At 67.1% G+C, this 22,412-nt stretch carries 17 protein-coding genes; 4 read left to right on the top strand and 13 right to left on the bottom strand.

Going from position 1 to position 22,412, the window contains the following annotated elements; genetic code table 11:
- Positions 1 to 24: 24 nt before the first annotated feature.
- Positions 25 to 2,286, bottom strand: a complete 2,262-nt coding sequence (locus tag ACGGKE_RS11290; protein ID WP_394437905.1) for an NADP-dependent malic enzyme — start codon at positions 2,284 to 2,286, stop codon at positions 25 to 27.
- A 148-nt stretch (positions 2,287 to 2,434) separates the two neighbouring features.
- Here ACGGKE_RS11290 and mutS point away from each other — a divergent pair, with 148 nt between their 5' ends.
- Genes mutS through ACGGKE_RS11305 form a run of 3 tightly spaced genes read left to right on the top strand, consistent with a single transcriptional unit; the run spans position 2,435 to position 8,451 of the window.
- A complete protein-coding gene (gene mutS, locus ACGGKE_RS11295) occupies positions 2,435 to 5,095 on the top strand; it encodes a DNA mismatch repair protein MutS (RefSeq protein ID WP_394437907.1) in 2,661 nt (886 codons plus the stop codon).
- Between the two features lie 10 nt (positions 5,096 to 5,105).
- Complete coding sequence (locus tag ACGGKE_RS11300; protein ID WP_394437909.1) at positions 5,106 to 7,868, top strand: [protein-PII] uridylyltransferase; 2,763 nt, start codon at positions 5,106 to 5,108, stop codon at positions 7,866 to 7,868.
- 52 nt (positions 7,869 to 7,920) lie between these two features.
- Entirely contained in the window at positions 7,921 to 8,451 is a 531-nt protein-coding gene (locus tag ACGGKE_RS11305; protein ID WP_394437911.1) for a hypothetical protein, read from the top strand.
- Here ACGGKE_RS11305 and ACGGKE_RS11310 read toward each other — a convergent pair.
- The 12 genes from ACGGKE_RS11310 to ACGGKE_RS11365 all read right to left on the bottom strand — a co-directional run bounded on the left by ACGGKE_RS11310 (position 8,448) and on the right by ACGGKE_RS11365 (position 21,456).
- A complete protein-coding gene (locus ACGGKE_RS11310; protein WP_394437913.1) occupies positions 8,448 to 8,948 on the bottom strand; it encodes a L,D-transpeptidase in 501 nt (166 codons plus the stop codon). The two genes, ACGGKE_RS11305 and ACGGKE_RS11310, sit on opposite strands and share 4 nt — an antisense overlap.
- Entirely contained in the window at positions 8,945 to 10,015 is a 1,071-nt protein-coding gene (gene ribA, locus ACGGKE_RS11315) for a GTP cyclohydrolase II (protein WP_394437915.1), read from the bottom strand. Before ribA ends, ACGGKE_RS11310 begins: the two co-directional genes overlap by 4 nt.
- Entirely contained in the window at positions 10,015 to 10,812 is a 798-nt protein-coding gene (locus ACGGKE_RS11320) for an exodeoxyribonuclease III (RefSeq protein WP_394437917.1), read from the bottom strand. The genes ribA and ACGGKE_RS11320 overlap by 1 nt, the downstream gene beginning before the upstream one ends.
- Positions 10,813 to 11,101: 289 nt before the next feature.
- Complete coding sequence (locus ACGGKE_RS11325; RefSeq protein ID WP_394437919.1) at positions 11,102 to 11,740, bottom strand: outer membrane lipoprotein carrier protein LolA; 639 nt, start codon at positions 11,738 to 11,740, stop codon at positions 11,102 to 11,104.
- 292 nt (positions 11,741 to 12,032) lie between these two features.
- Positions 12,033 to 14,354, bottom strand: coding sequence for a DNA translocase FtsK (locus ACGGKE_RS11330; protein WP_394437921.1), 2,322 nt, complete (start codon positions 14,352 to 14,354; stop codon positions 12,033 to 12,035).
- Between the two features lie 111 nt (positions 14,355 to 14,465).
- On the bottom strand, positions 14,466 to 14,948 hold the full coding sequence (locus tag ACGGKE_RS11335; RefSeq protein WP_394437923.1) for a GNAT family N-acetyltransferase: 483 nt from the start codon (positions 14,946 to 14,948) through the stop codon (positions 14,466 to 14,468).
- Positions 14,945 to 15,847 (bottom strand): DMT family transporter, encoded by a 903-nt coding sequence (locus ACGGKE_RS11340; protein ID WP_394437925.1) that lies wholly within the window; start codon positions 15,845 to 15,847, stop codon positions 14,945 to 14,947. Before ACGGKE_RS11340 ends, ACGGKE_RS11335 begins: the two co-directional genes overlap by 4 nt.
- Before the next feature lie 13 nt (positions 15,848 to 15,860).
- Positions 15,861 to 17,021 carry a flavodoxin-dependent (E)-4-hydroxy-3-methylbut-2-enyl-diphosphate synthase gene (gene ispG, locus ACGGKE_RS11345; RefSeq protein WP_228167211.1) on the bottom strand — a complete coding sequence of 387 codons (1,161 nt, stop codon included), beginning with the start codon at positions 17,019 to 17,021 and terminating at the stop codon, positions 15,861 to 15,863.
- A gap of 90 nt (positions 17,022 to 17,111) precedes the next feature.
- Positions 17,112 to 18,413 carry an OmpP1/FadL family transporter gene (locus ACGGKE_RS11350; RefSeq protein ID WP_394437928.1) on the bottom strand — a complete coding sequence of 434 codons (1,302 nt, stop codon included), beginning with the start codon at positions 18,411 to 18,413 and terminating at the stop codon, positions 17,112 to 17,114.
- Between the two features lie 438 nt (positions 18,414 to 18,851).
- Positions 18,852 to 20,219 (bottom strand): phosphoglucomutase/phosphomannomutase PgmG, encoded by a 1,368-nt coding sequence (pgmG, locus tag ACGGKE_RS11355; protein WP_394437930.1) that lies wholly within the window; start codon positions 20,217 to 20,219, stop codon positions 18,852 to 18,854.
- Complete coding sequence (locus ACGGKE_RS11360; RefSeq protein ID WP_394437932.1) at positions 20,216 to 20,650, bottom strand: DnaJ domain-containing protein; 435 nt, start codon at positions 20,648 to 20,650, stop codon at positions 20,216 to 20,218. Before ACGGKE_RS11360 ends, pgmG begins: the two co-directional genes overlap by 4 nt.
- Entirely contained in the window at positions 20,650 to 21,456 is an 807-nt protein-coding gene (locus ACGGKE_RS11365; RefSeq protein ID WP_394437934.1) for a division plane positioning ATPase MipZ, read from the bottom strand. Before ACGGKE_RS11365 ends, ACGGKE_RS11360 begins: the two co-directional genes overlap by 1 nt.
- A gap of 108 nt (positions 21,457 to 21,564) precedes the next feature.
- Here ACGGKE_RS11365 and panC point away from each other — a divergent pair, with 108 nt between their 5' ends.
- Positions 21,565 to 22,410 carry a pantoate--beta-alanine ligase gene (gene panC, locus ACGGKE_RS11370; protein ID WP_394437936.1) on the top strand — a complete coding sequence of 282 codons (846 nt, stop codon included), beginning with the start codon at positions 21,565 to 21,567 and terminating at the stop codon, positions 22,408 to 22,410.
- The last annotated feature ends 2 nt before the right edge of the window (positions 22,411 to 22,412 follow it).

Below are 22,412 nucleotides of genomic sequence, written 5' to 3' on the forward strand. Positions count from 1 at the left end.
AAGCGAAAAGCGACGCAGGCAGGATCAGAGCGCGACCCCGCCGGCCGCCAGCACCGCCAGCGTCAGCAGTTCCGACGCGTTGGAGGACATGGTGGCGATCTGCACCGATTTCTCCATGCCGACCAGCAGCGGCCCGATCATCGACGTGCCGCCCAGTTCGCGCAGCAGCTTGGCGGAGATATTGGCCGATTGCAGCCCGGGCATGACCAGCACATTGGCGGGCCCGGACAGGCGGCTGAACGGATAATTCCGCATCACCGCCGGGTTGAGCGCGGCGTCGGGCGTCATCTCGCCCTCATATTCGAAATCGACGGCGCGCTCGTCCAGCAGCTTCACCGCGCCGCGGATATTGTCCAGGTAGCTGCCGGGCGGATTGCCGAAATTGGAATAGGACAGGAAAGCGACGCGCGGATCATGGCCCATGCGCCGCGCCACCGCGACCGTGCCTTCCGCGATGTCGGCCAGTTCCGCCGCGCTCGGCCGTTCGTTGACCGTGGTGTCAGCCAGGAACACCGTCTTGTCCTTCGACACCATGACATGGATGCCAAAGGGCGTGCGGCCCGCCGCCGGGTCCATCACCCGCTTCACCTCGCGCAGCGTCTGCGCATAGGGCCGGGTCATGCCGGTCAGCATCGCGTCGGCGACGCCCATCTTCACCAGCAAGGTGCCGAAGATGTTGCGATCGCGATTGACCATCCGCTCGCAATCGCGGCGCAGATAGCCGCGCCGCTGCAGCCGCGCGTAGAGCAGGTCGACCATGTCGGGCACCAGCGGCGAATTGACGCTGTTGTGCAGCTCGAAGCTTTCAGGATCGCGCACGCCCAGCGCGCGCAGCTTGTCGACCACGTCGCCGCGCCCGACCAGCACCGGCACGCCATAGCCCAGTTCGCGGAACTGGATCGCCGCGCGCAGCACCACTTCCTCCTCCGCCTCGGCGAAGACGACGCGCTTGGGATTGGCCTTGGCGATCTCATAGGCGCTGTTGAGCACCGATGTGGTGGGGTTGAGCCGGGCCTTGAGCGACTGGCGATAGCCGACCATGTCCTCGATCGGCCGCTGCGCCATCCCTGTGTCCATCGCCGCCTGCGCGACGGCGGCGGGCACCACTTCCATCAGCCGCGGGTCGAAGGGCGCGGGGATGATATAGTCCGGCCCGAAACTGTGCGACTTGCCATAGGCCTTGGCCACTTCCTCGGGCACTCGCTCGCGCGCCAGCTCGGCGATCGCCTTGGCCGCCGCCAGCTTCATCGCCTCGTTGATGCCGGTCGCCCGCACGTCCAGCGCGCCGCGGAAGATGAAGGGAAAGCCCAGGACATTGTTGACCTGGTTGGGAAAGTCGGACCGGCCTGTGGCGACGATCGCGTCGGGCCGCGCCGCCCTGGCGTCGGGCGGCAGGATTTCCGGGTCGGGATTGGCCATGGCGAAGATGATCGGCTTGTCCGCCATCGACCGCACCATGTCCTGGCTCATCGCGCCGGCGACCGACAGGCCCAGGAACACATCCGCGCCCTTTACCGCCTCGGCCAGCGTGCGCGCGTCGGTTTTGACCGCATGCGCCGACTTCCACTGGTTCATGCCCTCGGCGCGGCCCTGGTAGATCACGCCCTTGCTGTCGCACATGATGACATTGTCGTGCGGCACGCCCAAGGCCTTGATCAGTTCGGTGCAGCTGATCGACGCCGCGCCCGCGCCGTTCACCACGACCTTCAGATCCTTCATGTCGCGCCCGGTCAGCAGCGCGGCGTTCAGCACGCCTGCCGCGGCGATGATCGCGGTGCCATGCTGGTCGTCGTGAAAGACCGGGATGTTCATCCGTTCCTTCAGCGTCTGCTCGATGATGAAACATTCGGGCGCCTTGATGTCCTCAAGGTTGATGCCGCCAAAGCTCGGCTCCATCAGCTCCACTGCGTCGATGAACCGGTCGACATCCTCGGTCTTGAGCTCGATGTCGATGGAATCGACGTCGGCGAAGCGCTTGAACAGCACCGCCTTGCCTTCCATCACCGGCTTGGACGCCAGCGCGCCCAGATTGCCCAGGCCCAGGATCGCGGTGCCGTTGGAAATGACCGCGACCAGATTGCCCTTGGCGGTATAGTCATAGGCCGTCGCGGGATCGGCGGCGATGGCGCGCACCGGCACCGCGACGCCGGGTGAATAGGCGAGGGACAGGTCGCGCTGCGTCGCCATCGGCTTGGACGCGATGATCTCGATCTTGCCGGGGCGCCCGGTCGCGTGGAAGAACAGCGCCTCGCGCTCGGAAAATTCCACATTCGATCTATCGGACAAGGCAGCCTCCCAATTATTGGAACGATCTGGAAAGATGGGGTCGCCCTAGCGGCACGGCCGGCTTGTGGGCAAGTGCGAGAAGCGCAATTTTCCTGCCGCCGGGCGAAGCTCTGGTTTCGGTGCGGTGTTCGGGCTATCGGCTGGCGACATGGCGAAATCCAGCGACACCAGCGCCCAGCCGACTGCCCAGCCCACGCCGATGATGGCGCAATATCTGGCGCTCAAGGCCCAGGCGCGCGATTGCCTGCTCTTCTACCGGATGGGCGATTTTTTCGAACTCTTCTTCGACGACGCCAAATTGGCCGCGGCGACGCTCGACATCGCGCTCACCAGCCGCGGCGAACATGATGGCGCGCCCATTCCGATGTGCGGCGTTCCCGTGCACAGCGCCGAAGCCTATCTCGCGCGCCTCATCAAGGGCGGCCACCGCGTCGCCATCGCCGAACAGACCGAAACGCCCGCGCAGGCCAAGGCGCGCGGGGGCAAGACGCTCGTGGCGCGCGACATCGTCCGCTACGTCACCGCCGGCACGCTGACCGAAGAAACGCTGCTCGACGCGCGGCGCGACAATATGCTGGTGGCGCTAGCGCACGTCGGGGGCGAGGAATCGGGCGAAGTCGGCATCGCCGCCGCCGATATCTCCACTGGCCGTTTCGAAACGCTGACATGCCCGCTGGCCGATCTGCCCGCCGAACTGGCGCGGCTGCGGCCCAGCGAAACCGTGGTGGCCGACGGATCGCCGCTCGACGTCGCGGGCGCCCACCCCTTTGATCGCGCCGCCTTCTCCAGCAGCCGCGCGCAGGACGCGCTCCAGCGCCTGTTCGGGGTCGCGTCGCTGGACGGCTTCGGCCAGTTCGGCCGCGCCGAACTCGCCGCCATGGGCGGGCTCGTCGCCTATCTCGACCATGCGGGCAAGGGGACATTGCCCTTCCTCGCGCCGCCGCTGCGCAAGACGAGCGGCGCGCATGTCGCGATCGACGCGGCGACGCGGGAGAGCCTGGAAATCGTCGCCACCACCGGCGGCACGCGCGCGGGCAGCCTGCTCGGCGCGATCGACCGGACGGTCACGGGCGCGGGCGCGCGGCTGCTGGGGCAGGACCTGTCCGCCCCGCTGATGGACCTGCCCGCGATCGAGTCGCGGCTGGGCCTCGTCCAGCTGTTCCATGACGATGCGGGCCTGCGCGACCAGCTGCGCGCCGCGCTGCGCGCCTTGCCCGACATCAGACGCGCGCTCAGCCGCGTCGCTGTCGGCCGGGGCAGCCCGCGCGATCTCGGCCAATTGCGCGATGGCCTGGGCGAAGCGCGGCTGCTGCGCGAGCGGCTTGCCCGCCTGGCCGACATGCCGCCGCTGCTGCAACAGCTGCTTCCCGCGCTCGACGGCCATGGCGAACTGGTCGACGCGCTGTCCCGCGCGCTGGTCCCCGCCCCGCCGACTGAAACCGCCAATGGCGGCTATATCGCCGATGGCTATGATCCCGCGCTGGACGAACTGCGCCGCATGGCGGGTGACGGCCGCCGCGCCATCGCCGCGCTGGAGGCGAAATATCGCGACCAGACCGGCATCGGCGCGCTCAAGATCCGGCACAATGGCGTGCTTGGCTATCATGTCGAAGTGCCCGCCCGCGCCGCCGACGCGCTGATGGCGCCCGACAGCGGCTTCACGCATCGCCAGACGCTGGCCGGCGTGGTGCGCTTCAACTCGATCGACCTGCATGAGGAAGCCGGGCGCGTCGCCCAGGCCGGCGCGCATGCGCTGGTGGCCGAAGCCGCGCATCTGGAGGAGCTGATCACCGCCGTCCTCGACCGCAAGGCCGACATTGCCCGCGCCGCCGATGCGCTCGCCCGGCTCGACGTCGCGGCGGCGCTCGCCGAACGTGCGGCCGAAGGCGGCTGGCGGCGGCCTCATTTCGTGCCGGCCGACGGGGCGGGCCAGTGCCTCGACATCGTCGGCGGCCGCCATCCCGTGGTGGAGGATGCGTTGCGGCGCGAGGGCCAGCCCTTCGTCGCCAATGACTGCCGCCTGAGCCACAGCGACCGGCTGTGGCTCGTCACCGGACCCAATATGGGCGGCAAATCCACCTTCCTGCGGCAAAATGCGCTGATCGTGATCCTCGCGCAGGCGGGCGGCTATGTCCCTGCCCAATCGGCCACGCTGACCCTGGTGGACCGGCTGTTCAGCCGCGTCGGCGCATCCGATAACCTTGCCAGGGGCCGCTCCACCTTCATGGTCGAAATGGTCGAAACCGCCGCCATCCTCGCGCAGGCAACCGAGCGCAGCTTCGTGATCCTGGACGAAGTCGGGCGCGGCACGTCCACCTATGACGGGCTTGCGCTGGCCTGGGCGGTGGTGGAGGCGGTGCATGAGGTCAATCGCTGCCGCTGCCTCTTCGCCACCCATTATCATGAACTGACGCGCCTCGCCGAAACGCTCTCGGCCCTGTCGCTCCATCATGTCCGCGCGCGCGAATGGAAGGGCGACCTCATCCTGCTGCACGAACTGGCGGAAGGGCCGGCCGATCGCAGCTATGGTCTTGCCGTCGCCCGGCTTGCCGGCCTGCCGCCCGCGGTGCTCAAGCGCGCGAAGGACGTGCTCGCCCGGCTGGAGGCAGGCAAGGCGAAGACCGGCGGCATTGCCGCTGGCCTGGACGATCTGCCCCTCTTCGCCGCCGTCGCCGCGCAGGAGGAAGAGGCGAGCGACCCACTGCGCGACGCGATCGAAGCGATCGACGCCGATGCCCTGTCGCCGCGCGATGCGCTCGATCACATATATCGGCTGAAACAACTGGCCGCGCAGCCGCGCCCCGACTAGATAGCGCAGCATGGTCATGCAGTTTCCTGCCCTGGGGTCGCGGCGCGCGATCATCGACCGGCGCGCCGTATCCGACCGGATCAACGCCCTGGCGCAGGAGCATCGGGGCGATCCCATGCGGCTGCGCGGGCTGATCGTGCAGGAACTGAAGGACGCGCTCGATCATGGCCGCGCTGACGTCGCGCGCCGGCTGGAGGCGCGGCCGACCCGCGGGCGCGAGGCGGTGAGCGCCTTCGCCTTCCTTATCGACCAGATCCTGCGCCTGCTCTACGACGCCACCACCCATCATCTCTACCCCGCCAGCAACCGCAGCACGGGGGAACGGATCGCGCTGATCGCCGTAGGCGGCTATGGCCGGGGCGAAATGGCGCCGCACAGCGATGTCGACATCGGCTTCATCACGCCCTGGAAGCCCACCGGCTGGACCGAGCAGGTGATCGAATCCATGCTCTATTCGCTGTGGGACCTGGGTCTGAAGGTCGGCCATAGCAGCCGGTCGATCGACGAAACGATCCGCATGGCCAAAAGCGACCTCACGGTGCGCACCGCCTTGCTGGAAGCGCGCTACATCTGGGGCGACCGCGCCTTGTACGAGGAAAGCTCGGCCCGGTTCGACGCCGAAGTGATGCAGGGCAATGCCCGCGCTTTCGTCACCGAAAAGCTGGAGGAGCGCGACGAGCGGCACCGGCGCATGGGCGACAGTCGCTATGTCGTCGAACCCAATGTGAAGGAGGGCAAGGGCGGCCTGCGCGACCTCCACACCCTCTTCTGGATCGGCAAATATGTGAACCGCGTCCGCTCCGTCGCGGAACTGGTCGATGTCGGCCTTCTGACCCAGGCGGAGCTGCGCCAGTTCCAGAAGGCGGAGGATTTCCTCTGGGCGGTGCGCTGCCACCTGCACAGCATCACCGGCCGCGCCGAGGATCGGCTGACCTTCGACCTTCAGCTCGAAACCGCGACCCGCATGCATTTCACCGGCCGCGCCGGCCGTTCGGGGGTGGAGCGCTTCATGCGCTATTATTTCCTGAACGCCAAAACGGTGGGCGACCTCACCGCCGTTTTCCTCGCACATCTGGACGACCAGCTCGGCCCCAAGGGGCGGCGCTATATCCCCAGCCTGTTCCGCCGGCCCAAGAAGCTGGAAGGTTTCGTGCTCGACCGCGGCCGGCTCAGCTTGCCGAGCGACGATTTCTTTCAGGAAGACCCGGTGCGGCTGCTGGAGATTTTCGCGCTGGCGGACAAGCACGGGCTTCAGATCCACCCCAGCGCCATGCGTGCGGCCAGCCGCGACGCTGGCCTCATCACCAACAAGGTCCGCCGCGACGCGCGCGCCAACGCCTTCTTCATGGATGTGCTGACATCCCCGCGCGATCCCGAAACGGTGCTGCGCTGGATGAACGAATCCACCGTGTTCGGCCGCTTCATCCCCGACTTCCGCCGCGTCGTCGCGCAGATGCAGTTCGACATGTATCATCATTATACGGTCGACGAACATACGATCCGCGCCGTCGGCCTGCTCGCCCGCATCGAAAAGGGGGAGCTTGGCACCGACCATCCGCTCGCCACCGATCTGATGGGCAAATTGCTCTCGCGCCGCGTCCTCTATGTCGCGGTGCTGCTGCACGACATCGCCAAGGGGCGCGGCGGCGACCACAGCATATTGGGCGCGCAGATCGCCGACACGCTCTGCCCGGGCCTGGGCCTGACCGCTGCGGAGACCGAAACCGTCGCCTGGCTGGTGCGCTATCATCTGCTGATGTCGGCCACCGCCTTCAAGCGCGACCTGGCCGACTACAAGACCATTCTCGATTTCGTCGAAGTGGTGCAAAGCCCGGAGCGGTTGCGCCTGCTGCTGTGCCTGACCGTGGTCGACATCCGCGCGGTGGGGCCGGGCGTCTGGAACAGCTGGAAGCGCCAGTTGCTCGGCGATCTCTACGAATCGGCGGAGGAACTGTTGCGCCTCGGCCACAAGCAGAAGGGCCGCAGCGAGCGCGTCACCGCCAAGCAGGATGCGCTGCGCGACGCGCTTGGGATGGATGAAGCGACGTTCGACGCGTTCAGCAGCCGCTTGCCCGAATCCTACTGGATCGCCGAGCCTGAGGACATCCTGATCCACAATGCCCAGCATATGCTGGAAGCGGGCGACTCCCCCTTGTCGATCGCGGCGCAATATTATCCGCAGCGCGGCGCGACCCTGGTCACCGTCTATGCAACCGACCATCCCGGCCTTTTCTACCGGGTGGCGGGCGCCATCCATCTGGCCGGCGGCAACATCATCGACGCGCGCATCCACACCACGCGCGATGGCGTCGCCATCGACAATTTCCTGGTGCAGGACCCGCTCGGCGGCGCTTTCCACAGCCCCGAACAGCTGAAGCGCATTCGCGGCGCGATCGAGGATTCGCTCTCGAACCGACATCGCCTCATCACCAAATTGTCGGCGCGCCCCCTGCCCCGCACCCGGGCCGAAGCCTTCCGCATCGAACCCAATGTGCTGATCGACAACAAGGCCTCGAACCGCTTCACGGTGATTGAAGTCAATGCCCGCGACCGGCCGGCGCTGCTGTTCAGCCTCGCCAATGCGCTGTTCCAGTCGAAGGTCACCGTCCACAGCGCCCATGTCGCCACCTATGGCGAGCGCGCGGTCGACACCTTCTACATCACCGATCTGATCGGCGGAAAGATCGAGAGCAAGGCGCGGCTGCAGACGCTGGAGCGCCGCCTGCTGGAGGCAGCCGGCGGCGAAGTGGGTGAAGCGCTGGAGCGGGCCTAGGATCGCTTTGGCCGATAAGGGGTTGGCAACGTTCTGATGTTACGCGTCAGACGTGACCGCAATGCTCGCTCCGCTTCCTGTCAATCCTCTCGACTGGCCCGACATCTGGCATCAGGCGAACGGCTGGCGCGGCCGCTTCATAGAAGAATATGCGTGCGGAGAAAGGGTCGTCAGCAATGCTCTCCTCCGCCTTGCGGCCGTTCCGGGGCGGGGAGCCGAAATCCTGCTACCGCATCCGGTCGGCCAGCGCTTCTGCGCTCTTGCAAAAGCTGTCGGCCCAGGCGGACCGTTCGCGCAAGAAGGCAAGGGCGTTGCGGCGGCGTTGGCTGAATGGACCGAATTTGCGCCCCTACGCACCATGTTGTGTCATGGCTCAGCGGCCATCAGCGTCGATCACAAGGGCCGCTGGTACGCACATTTCAGCATGATTGACATGCGGCCTGACCGGGTGGTCGAAGAGCGACTGACCGTTGACGAAAAGGATGCCGCCGATCGGCTGAAGGCTCTTCATATCGTTCGGCAACGACTCGACGGCCGCTGGCGCGCAATGGAGCGGCGCCTCGAAGGCGAGCCCGAAGCCTAAATGATTTCCATCGCATCGCCCGAGGCCAGCAGCGGCAGCAGGCGCAGCATGTCCTCCCGCTCCACCGCCACGCAGCCGGCGGTGGGCCGGCCTTCCGACACATGGAAAAAGATCGCGCTCCCCCGCCCTGCCACCGGCGGCGCGTCATTATGGCCCAGCACCACGATCACGTCATAGGCGTCGTCGCCGCGGATCAGGCTTTCCGCCGAAAAGGCGCGGGGCAGCCTCACTGGGCGGTTATAGGCGGGGTCGGCGCCATCGTCCGACCATCCCTCGCCCGCCCGCACCCAGCGCCAGGGCAGACGGATGCCGGCCGCGTCGACCTTGCCCGGCCGCAGCAGGACGCCGCGGATCGGCCAGGTCCCGATGGGCGTGCAGCCATCGCCCTCCCGCTTGTCGGTCGCCGCGCAGGCGCCGCCTCGCCCGATCGTGCAGTCCATCGCCAGGTCGCCGAAGGTCAGCCGCCCGGCGGCGCAATCGACCCGCACGATGCTCATAGCTGGTGGCCGGTCCGGTCCCGCTTGGTGGCCAGATAGCGTTCATTATGCGGATTGGCCGGCAGGATGATCGGCAGACGCTCGGCCACCTTGATCCCGGCCGCCTCCAGCCCCACGACCTTGTTGGGATTGTTGGTCAGCAGCCGCACCGTGCCCACGTTCAGCAGGTCCAGCATCCGCGCCGCGACCGAAAAGTCGCGCGCATCGATGGCGAAGCCCAGCCGCACATTGGCGTCGACCGTGTCGAACCCCTGGTCCTGCATCGCATAGGCGCGCAGCTTGTTGACCAGGCCGATGCCTCGCCCTTCCTGCCGCAGATAGAGGAGAATGCCCCAGGGCGCATCCGCGATCCTGTGCAACGCCTCATGCAATTGCGGCCCGCAATCGCATTTCAGGCTGCCCAGCACGTCCCCGGTCAGGCATTCGCTGTGCAGCCGGATGACCGGCGGAGAGGCGTCCCGCTTGCCCAGGATCAGCGCGACATGCTCGCGCGGCTCGTCCGGGCTGCGAAAGGCGACGATCTCGGCAGTCTCGCTCGCCGACACCGGCAGCCGCGCGCGCGTTGCGATCGCCAGGTGGATGGCGTCGTCATAGGCGGCGATGTCAGCGGCGCGCACCTCCGCTTCAGCGTCGCCATCGCCGCTCGCCACGAAATAGGCGGGCAGGATGCCGGCCAGCCGCGCCAGCCGCAGCGCCGCCTTGGCAGCCTGCGGGCTGGCGATCGGCCGGGCGCGAAAGGGACCCTTGAGCGGCGAGGCCAGGTCCAGCACCGGGTCGGCGATGCTGGTCGCGACATCGGCGTCGATCCAGGGCGTCCGCTCGATCAGCACCGGCAATTCGGGGTCGGCCGCCGCCAGCTGGTTGGCGAGCTTCAGCGTCTCGGCGCGCGCGGCGGAAATCAATATGTCGGCTTCGCTGTCGGGATCAAACCCCGCCAGCGTAACCGCGTCCGCTCCCTCGATCGCCATCAGCCGGATCGCGCCATCGTCCGCGACCAGGCGCACCGCCCAGCCCCGGCGCAGCGCGTCGATCGCGCGCGCGGCGTTGCGGGCCAGACTGCCCGCCATCAGAAGGCGAAATCCGTGATGATCGGGATATGGTCCGACGGCTTGATCCAGCTGCGCGCCGGCTCGATCACGCGATGGCCGACCGCCTTCGCCGCGACGTCGCGGGTCATCCACATATGGTCGAGGCGCCGGCCCCGGTCCGACGCCGCCCAATCCTTGGCGCGATAGCTCCACCAGGTATAGAGCCGCGCAGGCGCGGGGTGGAAATGGCGGCCGATGTCGACCCAGTCGTTCGACGCCTGCAGCCGCGCCAATATCTCGCATTCGACCGGGGTATGGCTGACCACGTCCAGCAGTTGCCGGTGGCTCCACACGTCGCATTCCAGCGGCGCGATGTTGAAATCGCCGGTCAGGATGGTGGGCTTGTCCTCCAGCGCCGACGACCACTGGATCATCCGTTCCAGAAAATCGAGCTTCTGGCCGAATTTGGGGTTCACGCTGCGATCGGGCACGTCCCCGCCCGCGGGCACATAGACATTTTCGATCCGCACTCCATTGTCCAGCCGCACGCCGACATGGCGCGCCTCGCCATTGGCCTGCCAGTCCAGCCGGTCGTCCTCATGGATCGGCACCTTGCTCATGATCGCGACGCCATGATGCATGCGCTGCCCGTTCAGCACCTGGTGGACATAGCCCATGCGCCGGAACATCTCGGTGGGGAAGGTCTCGTTCACCACCTTGGTTTCCTGCAGACACAATATGTCGGGCGCTTCCTGCCGCAGCAATTGTTCGACGATGTCGATCCGCGCGCGGACGCTGTTGATGTTCCAGGAGCAGATGGAGAGGGTTCGAGCCATGGAAACGCCCTAAAAGCGCGCGCCGGGTTGCGCAAGCGCAGGCGCGCGGGGGAGGGCGCACAGGAGAAGGCGCGCGAGCGGCGGACAATGTAAGACCCCCGCTCCGGGGGCGTGGAACGGGGGTCTCGATCGCGCCCTTGAAGCGCTTCGCGGCGAAAGCTGGGGACCGGGTAACAGGGGGGAAATCCCGGTTTTGCCTCCCGCCGTGAGTTCCTGATTAGCGCTGCGGATATGAGCGGCAGATGAACGGCGCGGAAAGTTTTTCCATCCGTCGCAATCCGCGCTCCGGTCAGCCGCCGGCCGACCGGCCGCGCGGCCGCGGATCGGTCCAGCGGAAGGCGGAATCCTCCACCGGCACGCCATAGCGCTGGTTGGAGAGCCGCACCGCCGTGCGGTTGTTCTGCGAATCGAGCGCCACCCAGCCATAAAGCTGCAACCCCGCGGGACTCGCGGCGTCGCGCTTGAAGATCATGATGATGGTGCCGAATTCCGGCCGCTTGGGATCGCGCGCCTGCACCGACAGGATCGACGGATCATCGGTCGGGATCACTTTCCCGAATTTCGACAGATCCTTGCTGGGATCGATCAGCGCGCCCAGCGGCGAATTGCCGATCGGCCAGCGCTGCACCTGCCGCACTTCATAATCGATCAGCGTCAGCGCCTTGCCGTCGCCCACGATCAGCAACGGCACGCCCTTCTGATATTGGAACCGGATCTTGCCCGGCTGCTTGAGCGTCAGCTTCCCGGTCAGCGTCTGGCCGTTGCGGTCGGTCTGGCTGAAATCGGCGGTCATGGTGGTGACCGCGCGGATGTAGGCATTAACCCGCGACAGGTCGGACTGGCCCTGCTGCGCGGCGGCCGGCACGGTCGGCACGACCAGCGGCGCAGCGGCAAGGACAAGCATAAGGGGCGCAACGATGCGCTTCATGGCGTCTATCTCCGGTTCGTTCCTATGGCTTTGTGGCCTAGAAGGCCGGGCTTGAACCCGCTGTGAACCCGCTCGTTCCGAAAATGCAAGGAAATCCCTTCGGCCTCGTCATCCCCTCTGCCCGCTCCCGCACCCGTCCGGCGTGGCGACAAAAAAAGGGCCGGTCCGAAGACCAGCCCTGGAAGTTTTTAGGAGAGGATGCCTGAAAGGCCCGTCCTCTATGTCCCAACCGGTCCATTGGAGCAAATGCGATGTGCGCGACGATGGTTGCGCGTCGTGCAATCGTCACGGTTCAGATCGGATTGCCATTCTCGTCGCGCAGCACTTCGCGGCGGCCGACATGGTTGGGCGGGCCGACAAGGCCCTCTTCCTCCATCCGCTCGATCAGGCGCGCCGCCGAATTATAGCCCACCCGCAACTGGCGCTGCAGCCAACTGGTCGATGCCTTCTGATTCTCGAACACCAGCTGGCACGCCTTGCGGAACAGCTGCGCGTCCGGGCTGTCGTCGCCCAGGTCCACGCCGTCGAGCGCGAAACTGCCTTCCTCCGGCTCCTCGGTGACGGCGGAGATATAGTCGGGCTGGCCCTGCGCGCGCCAATGGTCGGCGACCATGCGCACCTCGTCGTCCGACACGAACGGGCCATGGACGCGGGTCAGCCCCTTGCCGCCATGCATGTAGAGCATGTCGCCCTTGCCCAGCAGCTGCTCGGCGCCCTGTTCGCCCAGGATGGTGCGGCTGTCGATCTTCGACGTCACGAAGAAGCTGATGCGCGTCGGCAGGTTCGCCTTGATGACGCCGGTGATGACGTCGACCGACGGGCGCTGCGTCGCCAGAATGAGGTGGATGCCCGCCGCGCGCGCCTTTTGCGCCAGCCGCTGGATCAGGAATTCGACTTCCTTGCCCGCCGTCATCATGAGGTCGGCCAGCTCGTCGACCACCACCACGATCTGCGGCAGCGGCTGGAAATCAAGCTGCTCCTCCTCATAGATGGGCTTGCCCGTTTCGGGATCATAGCCGGTCTGGACGCGCCGGCCGAGCGGCTTGCCCTTGGCCTTTGCCGCGCGCACCTTCTCATTGTAGTTGGCGAGGTTGCGCACGGAGATGGAAGCCATCATGCGATAGCGATCCTCCATCTGCTCCACCGCCCATTTGAGCGCGCGGATCGCCTTGGCGGGCTCGGTCACGACCGGGGAGAGGAGATGCGGAATATCGTCATAGGTCGACAATTCCAGCATCTTGGGATCGATCATGATGAGCCGCAGCTGATCGGGCGTCATGCGATAGAGCAGCGACAGGATCATCGCGTTCAACCCCACCGACTTGCCCGACCCGGTCGTGCCCGCGATCAGCAAGTGCGGCATCGGCGCCAGGTCGGCGATGATCGGCTCGCCCGAGATATTCTTGCCCAGGATGATCGGCAGCGTCGCTTCCTGCGCGAACTGCTCGCTGGTGATGAGCTCGCGGAACGACACGCCCTCGCGATTGGCGTTGGGCAGTTCGATGCCGATGACGGTGCGGCCCGGAATGGTCGCGACACGCGCCGACAGCGCCGACATGTTGCGCGCGATATCGTCGGCCAGCGCGATGACGCGGCTCGCCTTGATGCCGGGCGCCGGCTCCAGCTCATACATGGTGACGACCGGGCCGGGGCGCACTTCGGTGATGTTGCCCTTCACATGAAAGTCGTCGAGCACGGATTCGAGCAGCCGGGCATTGCGCTCCAGCGCCGCCTTGTCGATCTTGCCGCCCTGATTGGCCGGCACGGGGTTTAGCAGGTCGGGCGAGGGCAGCGAACTGTTGCCGAACAGGTCATCCTGGCTGACCGGCGCCATGCTGCGCTGCACCGGAGCGGGCTTGGGCGCCTGGATCGTGATCGGCGGCTTGGGCTCGTTCGATACCTGCTTGCGCGGCGCGATGACGCGTTCCTCGCTCTCCTCGTCCTGCGGCATGGGGTCGGCAGCCGTGCCGCCCGCCAGCGAAAGGTTCGGCCGGGGCAGGCTCAGCCGCGGCAGCGCGGGGCGGCGCAGCGCGATGACCGGCTTTTCCAGCGCCAGGCTGCGACAGCAGGTGAAAAGCCCGGCGATCAGCGCGACGATGATCAGCACCCCCTTGATCCACGGCGCGGCGGCCGGCGCCTGCGCCGCCAGGCTGGCGATGCCCTTGGCGGTGACCAGGCCGATCACCCCGCCCCAGCCGGCCGGCAGGCCGACCAGCGGATCGGTCTGGAACAGGGCGAGCGCGATGCCGACCAGGATGATGCCGACCAGGCATTTGCCGAACTGCGCCTTCCACCCGTTCATGTCCTGGTCGCCCCACAGCCGGCGCGCGGTGATCGCCATCAGCGGCAGGATCAGCGCTACCGGCACGCCCAGCAGCCAGAGCAGGAAATCGGCGGCCCAGGCACCGGGCGCGGCCATGATGTTGGCGACATGGTCGCCCGCCACGGTGTTCATCGACGGGTCGCTCGGCGCATAGCTGAGCAGCGCCAGCGCCAGGAACAACGTCCCCAGCATCAGCGCGATCGCGCCGATCAGCGCGCCGCTGCGGATGAGGCTGCGCTTGAGCATCTCGCGCCATTCCGGCGTGCGTTTGACGGTGCGGCCGACGGCCATGTCCTGTCTGTGTCCCCCAAATGTTCCGTTCCGGCACAATGCGCCGAGCGGGGAGTCCGCGTCAAGCCCGCGCCCCTCAGCCGCAGGCCGTCCGCAATCGGAAAACGCGCCTCAGCGCCCCGCCAGCCGGACCAGCGCCTGCCCGTCGACCCGCTGCACCGTCCACTCGTCCATCGGCCGGGCGCCCAGCGCGCGGTAGAAGGCGATGGAGGGTTCGTTCCAGTCCAGCACCGACCATTCCAGGCGCGCGCAGTCCCGCTCGATCGCCAGCGCAGCGAGGCGCGACAGCAGCGCCTTGCCCGCGCCCAGCCCGCGCGCTTCCGGCAGCACGAACAGATCCTCCAGATACAGGCCCGGCCGCCCTTCGAAGGTCGAGAAATTGTGGAAGAACAGGGCAAAACCCACCGCCGTGCCATCGGCCTTGGCAATCAGCACCTCGGCCATCGGGCGCTCCCCGAACAGGTAACGGGCCAACGTCTCACGATCCGCCTTCACCTCATGCGCCAGCCGCTCATAGTCGGCCAGCGCCAGGATGAAGGCGTGGATCGTGCCGATATCGTCGGCCTGCGCCGCGCGAATGATGATGTCGCTCATGCCGTGCCCGCCTCCACATGGGCGATCTGCGCCCGCTTCGAACGGGCGGCGATAAGGCAGGCGGCGATGATCAGCAAGGCGCCCGCCACGGTCGTCAGCGTCAACGGCTCGCCAAAGGCCAGCCAGCCGATGATCGCCGCCCAGACGAAGGCGCTATATTCCACCGGGATCAGGCGCTGCGCCTCGGCGCGGGCATAGGCCCAGGCCAGCGCCGCGAGCGAGGTGAAGGCCAGCGCCGCGGCCAGCAGCACCAGCGGAACCGCGCCCGCCGGCGGCACGATGGCCCAGACGGGCGCGGCCAGCGCGAACACGCCCAGCATGACCAGATGCTGGAAGAAGGCGACCTCGATCGGGGAGGCGAGCTGCGCCTGGCGCCGCTGGATGATGAGGTTCCAGGCGAAGAGGACGGCCGATCCCATCACCGCCAGCGCCCCCAGCAGCGCGTCGGGCTCATAGCGGCCCTGCAACCGGCCCGACAGTATCACCGCGACGCCCACCAGCCCCAGCAGCGACGCGCCGATCGCGCGACCGCCCACCGTCTCCTTGAGCAGCCAGGCCGCCAGATAGAGCGCGATCAGGGGCGCGATGAAGGACAGGGCGATCGCTTCGGCCAGCGGCAGGCGCAGGATCGCCCAGAAGAACAGCGCCGCCATGAAGGCGACCACCACGCCGCGCAGCAGATGGATGCGCAGCACCGCCCGCGCCGGCCAGCGCTGCCGCGTCGCCAGCATCAGCGCAAGGCCCAGCAGCGTCCCCGCCACCGCGCGCCAGAACAGGGCGTTGTAGAGACCGATCGCCAGCCCCAGCCCCTTCATCGCCGCATCCATCACGGAAAACAGCGCGACGCCCAGGCAACAGACGGCAAAAGGGATCGCGGCAGCGCGGGGCGAGGCGCTCATCGTCGCTTGCAGCCTACTCCGCCGCCGCGACCTTGCCCGCGTCGATGCTCTCCGCCTCCAGCTTGGCGGCTTCGATCTCGGCCGCCTTGGCCTCGACCAGCCGGACGATATGATCGACCATGTCGGCGTCCTGGATCACATGATCGGTCACGCCCGACAGATAGACCATATGCTTGCCCGCGCCCCCGCCGGTCAGGCCGATGTCGGTCTCGCGCGCTTCGCCGGGGCCGTTGACGACGCAGCCCAGCACCGACAGCGACAGCGGCGTGTGAATATGCTGCAGCCTTTCCTCCAGCGCCTGCACGGTGCGGATGACGTCGAAGCCCTGGCGCGCGCAGCTGGGGCAGGAAATGACCTTCACCCCCCGCGTGCGGATGCCGAGCGACTTCAATATCTCATAGCCGACGCGCACTTCCTCCTCGGGCTCGGCCGACAGCGACACGCGGATCGTGTCGCCGATGCCCGCCCACAGAAGGTTGCCGATGCCGATCGCGCTCTTCACCGTCCCGCCAATGAGGCCGCCGGCCTCGGTAATCCCCAAGTGCAGGGGGCAGTCGACCGCCTCGGCCAACTGCATATAGGCGGCCACGGCCAGGAAGACGTCGCTCGCCTTCACCGCCACCTTATATTCGTGAAAATCCTGATCCTGGAGAAGCTTGATATGGTCGAGCGCGCTTTCGACCAGCGCTTCGGGACAAGGCTCGCCATATTTTTCCAGCAGGTCCTTTTCCAGGCTGCCGGCATTGACGCCGATGCGGATCGAACAGCCATTGGCCTTGGCCGCGTCCACCACTTCCTTGACCCGGGCCTCGCTGCCGATATTGCCCGGATTGATGCGCAGGCAGGCCGCGCCCGCATCCGCCGCTTCCAGCGCGCGCTTATAGTGGAAATGGATGTCGGCAACGATCGGCACGCGCGCGGCGCGGACGATCTGCTTGAGCGCCGCGGTCGACGCCTCGTCGGGGCAGGACACGCGGATGATGTCGACGCCCACCTCCTCGCAGCGGCGAATCTGGTCGATCGTCGCGCGCACGTCATGAGTGGGCGTGTTGGTCATCGTCTGGACGCTGACCGGCGCGTCTCCGCCTACGGGCACATGGCCGACCATGATCTGCCGGCATTGGCGGCGGGCAATGTCGCGCCAGGGACGCAGGCCGGGATTATGGTCGGACATGAAAAAGGGGCTCCGTGGTTACGAAGCCCCTATAGTCATTCAGGCGGCGGGTTGAAACCGCCGACGCATGTCCTGCGCGTCGGCTGGGCTTCAGAAGCGCACGGTCAGCGACGCGGCGACCTGGTCGGCATTGCCGCTGGTCTGCGCCAGAGTGGTCGCGGTGACCGTCGCGGGCGCCGGGAAATAGCTGTCGGGGCGGATGATGTTCGCCTTCTCGACGAAGGTGTGCGCGTAGCTGAGGTTGAGCGCCATCATCTCCGACATGTTCCAGGTCGCGCCGCCGGTCAGCCACACGCGGTCGCCATCGGGCACGCGGGTGGTCAGATATTGCGGGTTGGTCGGCGTGCGGTCGAACATCGTGCCCGCGCGCAGCGTCAACGCGGGGCTGACGTCATATTCGCCGCCGACGCTGACCGAATAGCTGTCGCGATAGTCCAGTTCCTTGTTGGTCGTGCCGGTCGCGGAGGTGACTTCGATGCCCTTGAACTTCGACCAGTTATACCATTTGCCGGTGATCATCGCGCGCAGCTGCGGCGTCAGGCGATGCATCATGCTGACAGTGACGATGTCAGGCAGGTTGAGCGGTGCGGTCGCGGCGAATTCGCCATTGGCGGCGGTCAGCGGCGCGGCCAGGCCCGAGATGATCTGCGTGCCCTGCAGCTTGTGGCTGATGCCCGACCGATAATGAACGCCGAAATTGGTGTCGCCCGTGGTGTAGAACAGGCCCGCATTCCAGCCCACCGACCAGTCGTCGCCCTTCAGGCTGGTGAAGCCGTCGGTCGGGACCAGCGGCGACACCTGCGGCAGCGCGTTGGTCAGCGTCGCCTTGACATATTGCACGTCCACGCCGCCGCCGATCGACAGATTGTCGGTCAGCTTATAGGCGGCGGAAGGCTGGATATTATAGGTCTTGAGGTCGGTGTAGAGCGAATCATACCGGCCGAAGAAATCATCCTCATATTCCAGCTTCAGGCCGAAGGGTGCATTGACGCCCAGGCCCAGCCACAGCTTGTCGGTCACCTGCGCGCTCGCATAGAAGCTGGGAACCGGGATGACGCTTTCGAACGGATTGCCGCCGTCGCTGCCGCCCACCGGCACGGTCGCGGTCGACCCCGGAATGGAGCGATAGCTGCCGCGGTTGGTCTGGTGCGCCGACGCCATCAGCGCGGATGCGCCAGCGGACAGCTGCACGCCCTGCAGCTGCGTCATCGCCGCCGGGTTGAAATAGATGGTGGATGGATCATCGCCAGCCGCCGCGCCGCCGGACAAAGCGCGACCGATCTCGATCGGCGACTGTTCCTGCAGGTAGAAGCCGCCGGCAAGCGCGGGAACCGGCGCGGCCAGCGCGGCCGTCGCAAGAAGGGACCAGGATAGACGGCGGGTCAAAGACATGGGGTGCATCCTCTGCTGTTGGCGACTCTTCTTCCGTCCGGACGGACGCTGCCTGCAACGCGCGAACCGGGCTCATGACGCTGGCGACTTACCAAAGACGCCATGAATTTCCAGTGCCTAGCCCGCCGTTTACCGCACTTTTGCGGGCCCCGGTGCGGGCGGCGGGGATGCGGACGCTACGGCGGCCAGCCGACGCGGCCTTGGAACGAAGGCAAAAAAAAGCCGCCCTGAAAGGCGGCCTTGAAGTTTTTAGGAGAGGATGCCTGAAAGGCCCGATCCTTTTGCGATGCAGCACGTCCTGCCGCAAATGCGAATGGATGATCGACGGTTGCGTTTTCTGCAACCGTGCCACCGCCTTCTCCTTTCCGTAAGGGAAAGTTGCACAAGAAAATCGATTCCGGCCGCCATCCGGCCATGGCGAAAGGCGCTTCCGCGCCCTCAGGCGCGGCGGACGCCCGATTCCGCCAACTGCGAATCGAGAATCGCGATCAGCGCCGCCAGCGCCGATTCGTCGGCTGCTTCCACCCGCGCCACCAGCGCCGCCTCGGTGTTCGACGCGCGCAGCAGCCACCATCCCCGCGGAGCGCGCACGCGCACCCCGTCGATCAGGCTGATGTCCGCGCCCGCCGCTTCCAGCCGCGCGCGCACCTCGTCCACCACCGCGAACTTGCGCGCTTCGGGGACCGGGATGCGCCATTCCGGCGTGATGATGCTGGCCGGCAGACCATCGACCATCGCGGTGACGCTCCGCCCCAGCGTCCCTACCGCGCGGACCAGGCGCACCGCCGCGTAAAGCCCGTCATCATAGCCAGGATAATCGTCGGCGAAGAACAAATGGCCGGTCGTCTCCCCGCCCAGCGGACTGCCAATCTGCTTCATTCTGGACTTGATATGGCTGTGCCCGCTCTTCCACATGTCGGGCCGTCCGCCCCGCGCCGCGATCGCGTCGAACACGCTCTGGCTGGTCTTCACATCCGCGACGATCGGCGCGCCAGGCCGGTCGCGCAGCACGGGTTCGGCCAGGATGCCGAGCAGCTGGTCGCCGGCGATCGCGCGCCCCTGCCCGTCGATCACGCCGATCCGGTCGCCGTCGCCATCGAAAGCCACTCCGAAATCGAGCCGCTTCGCCAGGACCGTGGCGCGCAGATCGGCCAGATTGGCGTCCTGCGAAGGATCGGGATGATGATGGGGAAAATGGCCGTCTATATCGGTGAAGAGCAGGTGATGCTCACCCGGGAGCAGCTGGACCAGGCGCTCCACCGCCGGCCCGGCCGCGCCATTGCCCGCATCCCATCCGATGCGGCACGCCGGACCATCGAACCCCTGCGCCAGCCGCGCGACATAGGCGTCCAGCACCGCGCGCGTCTCGACGCGGCCCGCGCCGGCCTCCCAGTCGCCCGCCGCCGCCAGCGCGCCCAGTCGCTGGATGTCCGCCCCGAAAAAGGGGGCATGGCCCTTCACCAGCTTGAAGCCATTCTGATCGGCGGGGTTATGGCTGCCGGTTATCTGAATGCCGCCATCCACATCGCCCGTCATTTCGGCATGATATAGCATGGGCGTCGGCCCCAGGCCGATGCGCACGACATCGATGCCGGTCGCGACCAGCCCCTCGACCAGCGCGGCTTCCAGCATCGGGGAACTCAGCCGCCCGTCATAGCCCACCACCACGCGCCGACCGCCCGTTCGCGCGATGATCGTGCCGAAGCTGCGGCCCAGCGCCCAGGCGTCGGCGCGATGCAGCGTCCGCCCCACCGTACCGCGCAGATCATAGTCGCGCAGCAATACCGGGTCGAAACCATGGCTCACCGCCGCTTGCGTTCCTGCAGCAACAGGTCACGCGCCGCGTTGATCTGCGCCGCCAGCGCCTCTGTCCCGCCCTTGTCGGGGTGAACCGACGCGATCAGCCGGCGATGCGCGGCGCGGATCGCGGCGGCGTCAGCGTCGGGCCCCAGTCCCAGCAGAGCGCGCGCCCGCGCGACATCGCCCTGGTCCTGCGCCGCGGCGGGGGGCATGGCGCGCCTGCGTGGCCGCGCGCGCGCCTGGCCCTGCTGCGCGAAGAACAGCACCGCGCTGATCAGCAGCGGCGCGCCGATCACCGGCTTGCCCTTGGCCGCCAGCACCGCGCCCACCAGCGCCGCGCCCAGCGCCATGCCGTCCTTGGCGGTCATGCGTCGCAGCTTGCCCGACCAGATCAGCCAGATCGCGACGGCCGCGATCAGCAGCGCCAGCACGCCCATCAGGCCGCGCCGAGCAGGTCCACCGACGCCGTCCCATCCTGCGTCGGCAGGGCAAAGCCCGCCACCATCTCGCGCAATTCCTGCCGCGCGGCGATATGACTGACCCCCAGTTCGCCCAGATGCCCCTTGTCCAGCAGGGTCAGGCCCGACGGAAAGAGTTCGCGGAAGATCACGCGCTCCGACAATCCGGGAATGACCCGAAAACCGACCCGGCGCGACAATTCCATCAGGGCGTCGCCCACCCTTTTCTTGTTGCGCGCGTCATGATGCTGGACGCGGTTGCGCAGCACCACCCAGTCGATGGCGACGCCGTCCACCTTGGCCCGCGTCTTGCGCGCGTCGAAGATCAGCTCGGAATAGAAGGACAAGCGCCGCACCTTGAATGTTTCGGGATCGACCTGGCCGATCAGGTCGAAATCGACGAAACTGTCGTTCATCGGCGTCACCAGCGTATTGGCGTGGGGCGCCAGATGCCGGGCGAAGACATCGTCGCGGCCGGGCGTGTCGACCACCAGGAAATCCTTGCCCTGCGCCATCTGGATCACCTGGTCGTCCAATGCGTCGATGCTGTCGCCGGTGAAGACCGCAAAGTCCGGCACCGGCAGCTCGATGCCGCGGCGACGCGCGGTTTCGACGCGATTTTCCATATAGCGGGTGACGGTCCGCTGCCGCGGATCGAGGTCGATCATGCCGACATCATGGCCCAGCGCGCTCAGCGCGATCGCCGTGTGGACGGCCGTTGTGGACTTGCCCGTCCCCCCCTTCTCATTGGCGAAAATGATGAGATGCGGCTGAGGATTGCCCATTGCCCCTGATAACCCCGTTGACTGTCGCAATGATTATTGACGCTCGCGCCGGCGCCGGCCTAGCGAGGACGCGCGATATTCCTCGCCCTTATCGGAGCCCATCCTCCCGTGCAAACGCTGCGTGACCTGCCCGCCCTCCGCGCCGCCATCGACGCCCTGCGCCGTGATGGCAAGCCCATTGCCCTGGTCCCCACCATGGGCGCGCTGCATGACGGGCATATGGCGCTGGTCGACGAGGCCAAGCGCCATGGCCGCCATGTCGTCGTCTCGATCTTCGTCAATCCGCGGCAATTCGGCCCCAATGAGGATCTCGACGCCTATCCGCGGCGCGAGGCGAAGGACGCGCAGCTGCTCCAGGCGGCCGGCGTCGCTCTGCTCTGGGCGCCCAGCGTGGACGTCATGTATCCCGCGGGCTTTGCCACCACCATCAGCGTGTCGGGGATCAGCGAAGGCCTGGACGGCGCGGCGCGGCCGGGCCATTTCGACGGCGTGGCGACGGTCGTCACCAAGCTGTTCAACCAGGTCAGGCCCGATGTCGCCATCTTCGGCGAGAAGGATTATCAGCAGCTCGCCGTCATCCGCCGCTTCGTCGCCGATCTCGACCTGCCGATCGACATCATCGGCATGCCGACCCAGCGGGCCGAGGATGGCCTCGCTCTCTCCTCGCGCAACGCCTATCTGTCCGCCGATGAGCGCAAGGCCGCGCTCGCCCTGCCTCGTGCCCTGGGCGAAGCGAAGCGGCAGATGGAGCGCGGCGAACCGGTCGACGCCGCGCTGGCCCAAGCGGTGGCGACGCTGGCCGGCCACGGCTTCGGGCCGATCGACTATGTGACCTTGTGCGATGCCGCGACGCTGGAGCCGATCCCTGTCCTCGATCGTCCCGCGCGGCTGCTGGGCGCGGCGAAACTCGGCACGACGCGGCTCATCGACAATATCGCGGTCGATCCCGCCTGACC

Source organism: Sphingobium naphthae, from assembly GCF_043589935.1.
Lineage (GTDB): Bacteria > Pseudomonadota > Alphaproteobacteria > Sphingomonadales > Sphingomonadaceae > Sphingobium > Sphingobium naphthae_A.

Bases quoted from the DNA above. Each gene is read 5' to 3' on its own strand.
- mutS (WP_394437907.1), top strand. From the start codon at position 2,435: ATGGCGAAATCCAGCGACACCAGCGCCCAGCCGACTGCCCAGCCCACG.
- ACGGKE_RS11300 (WP_394437909.1), top strand. From the start codon at position 5,106: ATGGTCATGCAGTTTCCTGCCCTGGGGTCGCGGCGCGCGATCATCGAC.
- ACGGKE_RS11310 (WP_394437913.1), bottom strand. From the start codon at position 8,948: ATGAGCATCGTGCGGGTCGATTGCGCCGCCGGGCGGCTGACCTTCGGC.
- ribA (WP_394437915.1), bottom strand. From the start codon at position 10,015: ATGGCGGGCAGTCTGGCCCGCAACGCCGCGCGCGCGATCGACGCGCTG.
- ACGGKE_RS11320 (WP_394437917.1), bottom strand. From the start codon at position 10,812: ATGGCTCGAACCCTCTCCATCTGCTCCTGGAACATCAACAGCGTCCGC.
- ACGGKE_RS11325 (WP_394437919.1), bottom strand. From the start codon at position 11,740: ATGAAGCGCATCGTTGCGCCCCTTATGCTTGTCCTTGCCGCTGCGCCG.
- ACGGKE_RS11330 (WP_394437921.1), bottom strand. From the start codon at position 14,354: ATGGCCGTCGGCCGCACCGTCAAACGCACGCCGGAATGGCGCGAGATG.
- ACGGKE_RS11335 (WP_394437923.1), bottom strand. From the start codon at position 14,948: ATGAGCGACATCATCATTCGCGCGGCGCAGGCCGACGATATCGGCACG.
- ACGGKE_RS11340 (WP_394437925.1), bottom strand. From the start codon at position 15,847: ATGAGCGCCTCGCCCCGCGCTGCCGCGATCCCTTTTGCCGTCTGTTGC.
- ispG (WP_228167211.1), bottom strand. From the start codon at position 17,021: ATGTCCGACCATAATCCCGGCCTGCGTCCCTGGCGCGACATTGCCCGC.
- ACGGKE_RS11350 (WP_394437928.1), bottom strand. From the start codon at position 18,413: ATGTCTTTGACCCGCCGTCTATCCTGGTCCCTTCTTGCGACGGCCGCG.
- ACGGKE_RS11360 (WP_394437932.1), bottom strand. From the start codon at position 20,650: ATGGGCGTGCTGGCGCTGCTGATCGCGGCCGTCGCGATCTGGCTGATC.
- ACGGKE_RS11365 (WP_394437934.1), bottom strand. From the start codon at position 21,456: ATGGGCAATCCTCAGCCGCATCTCATCATTTTCGCCAATGAGAAGGGG.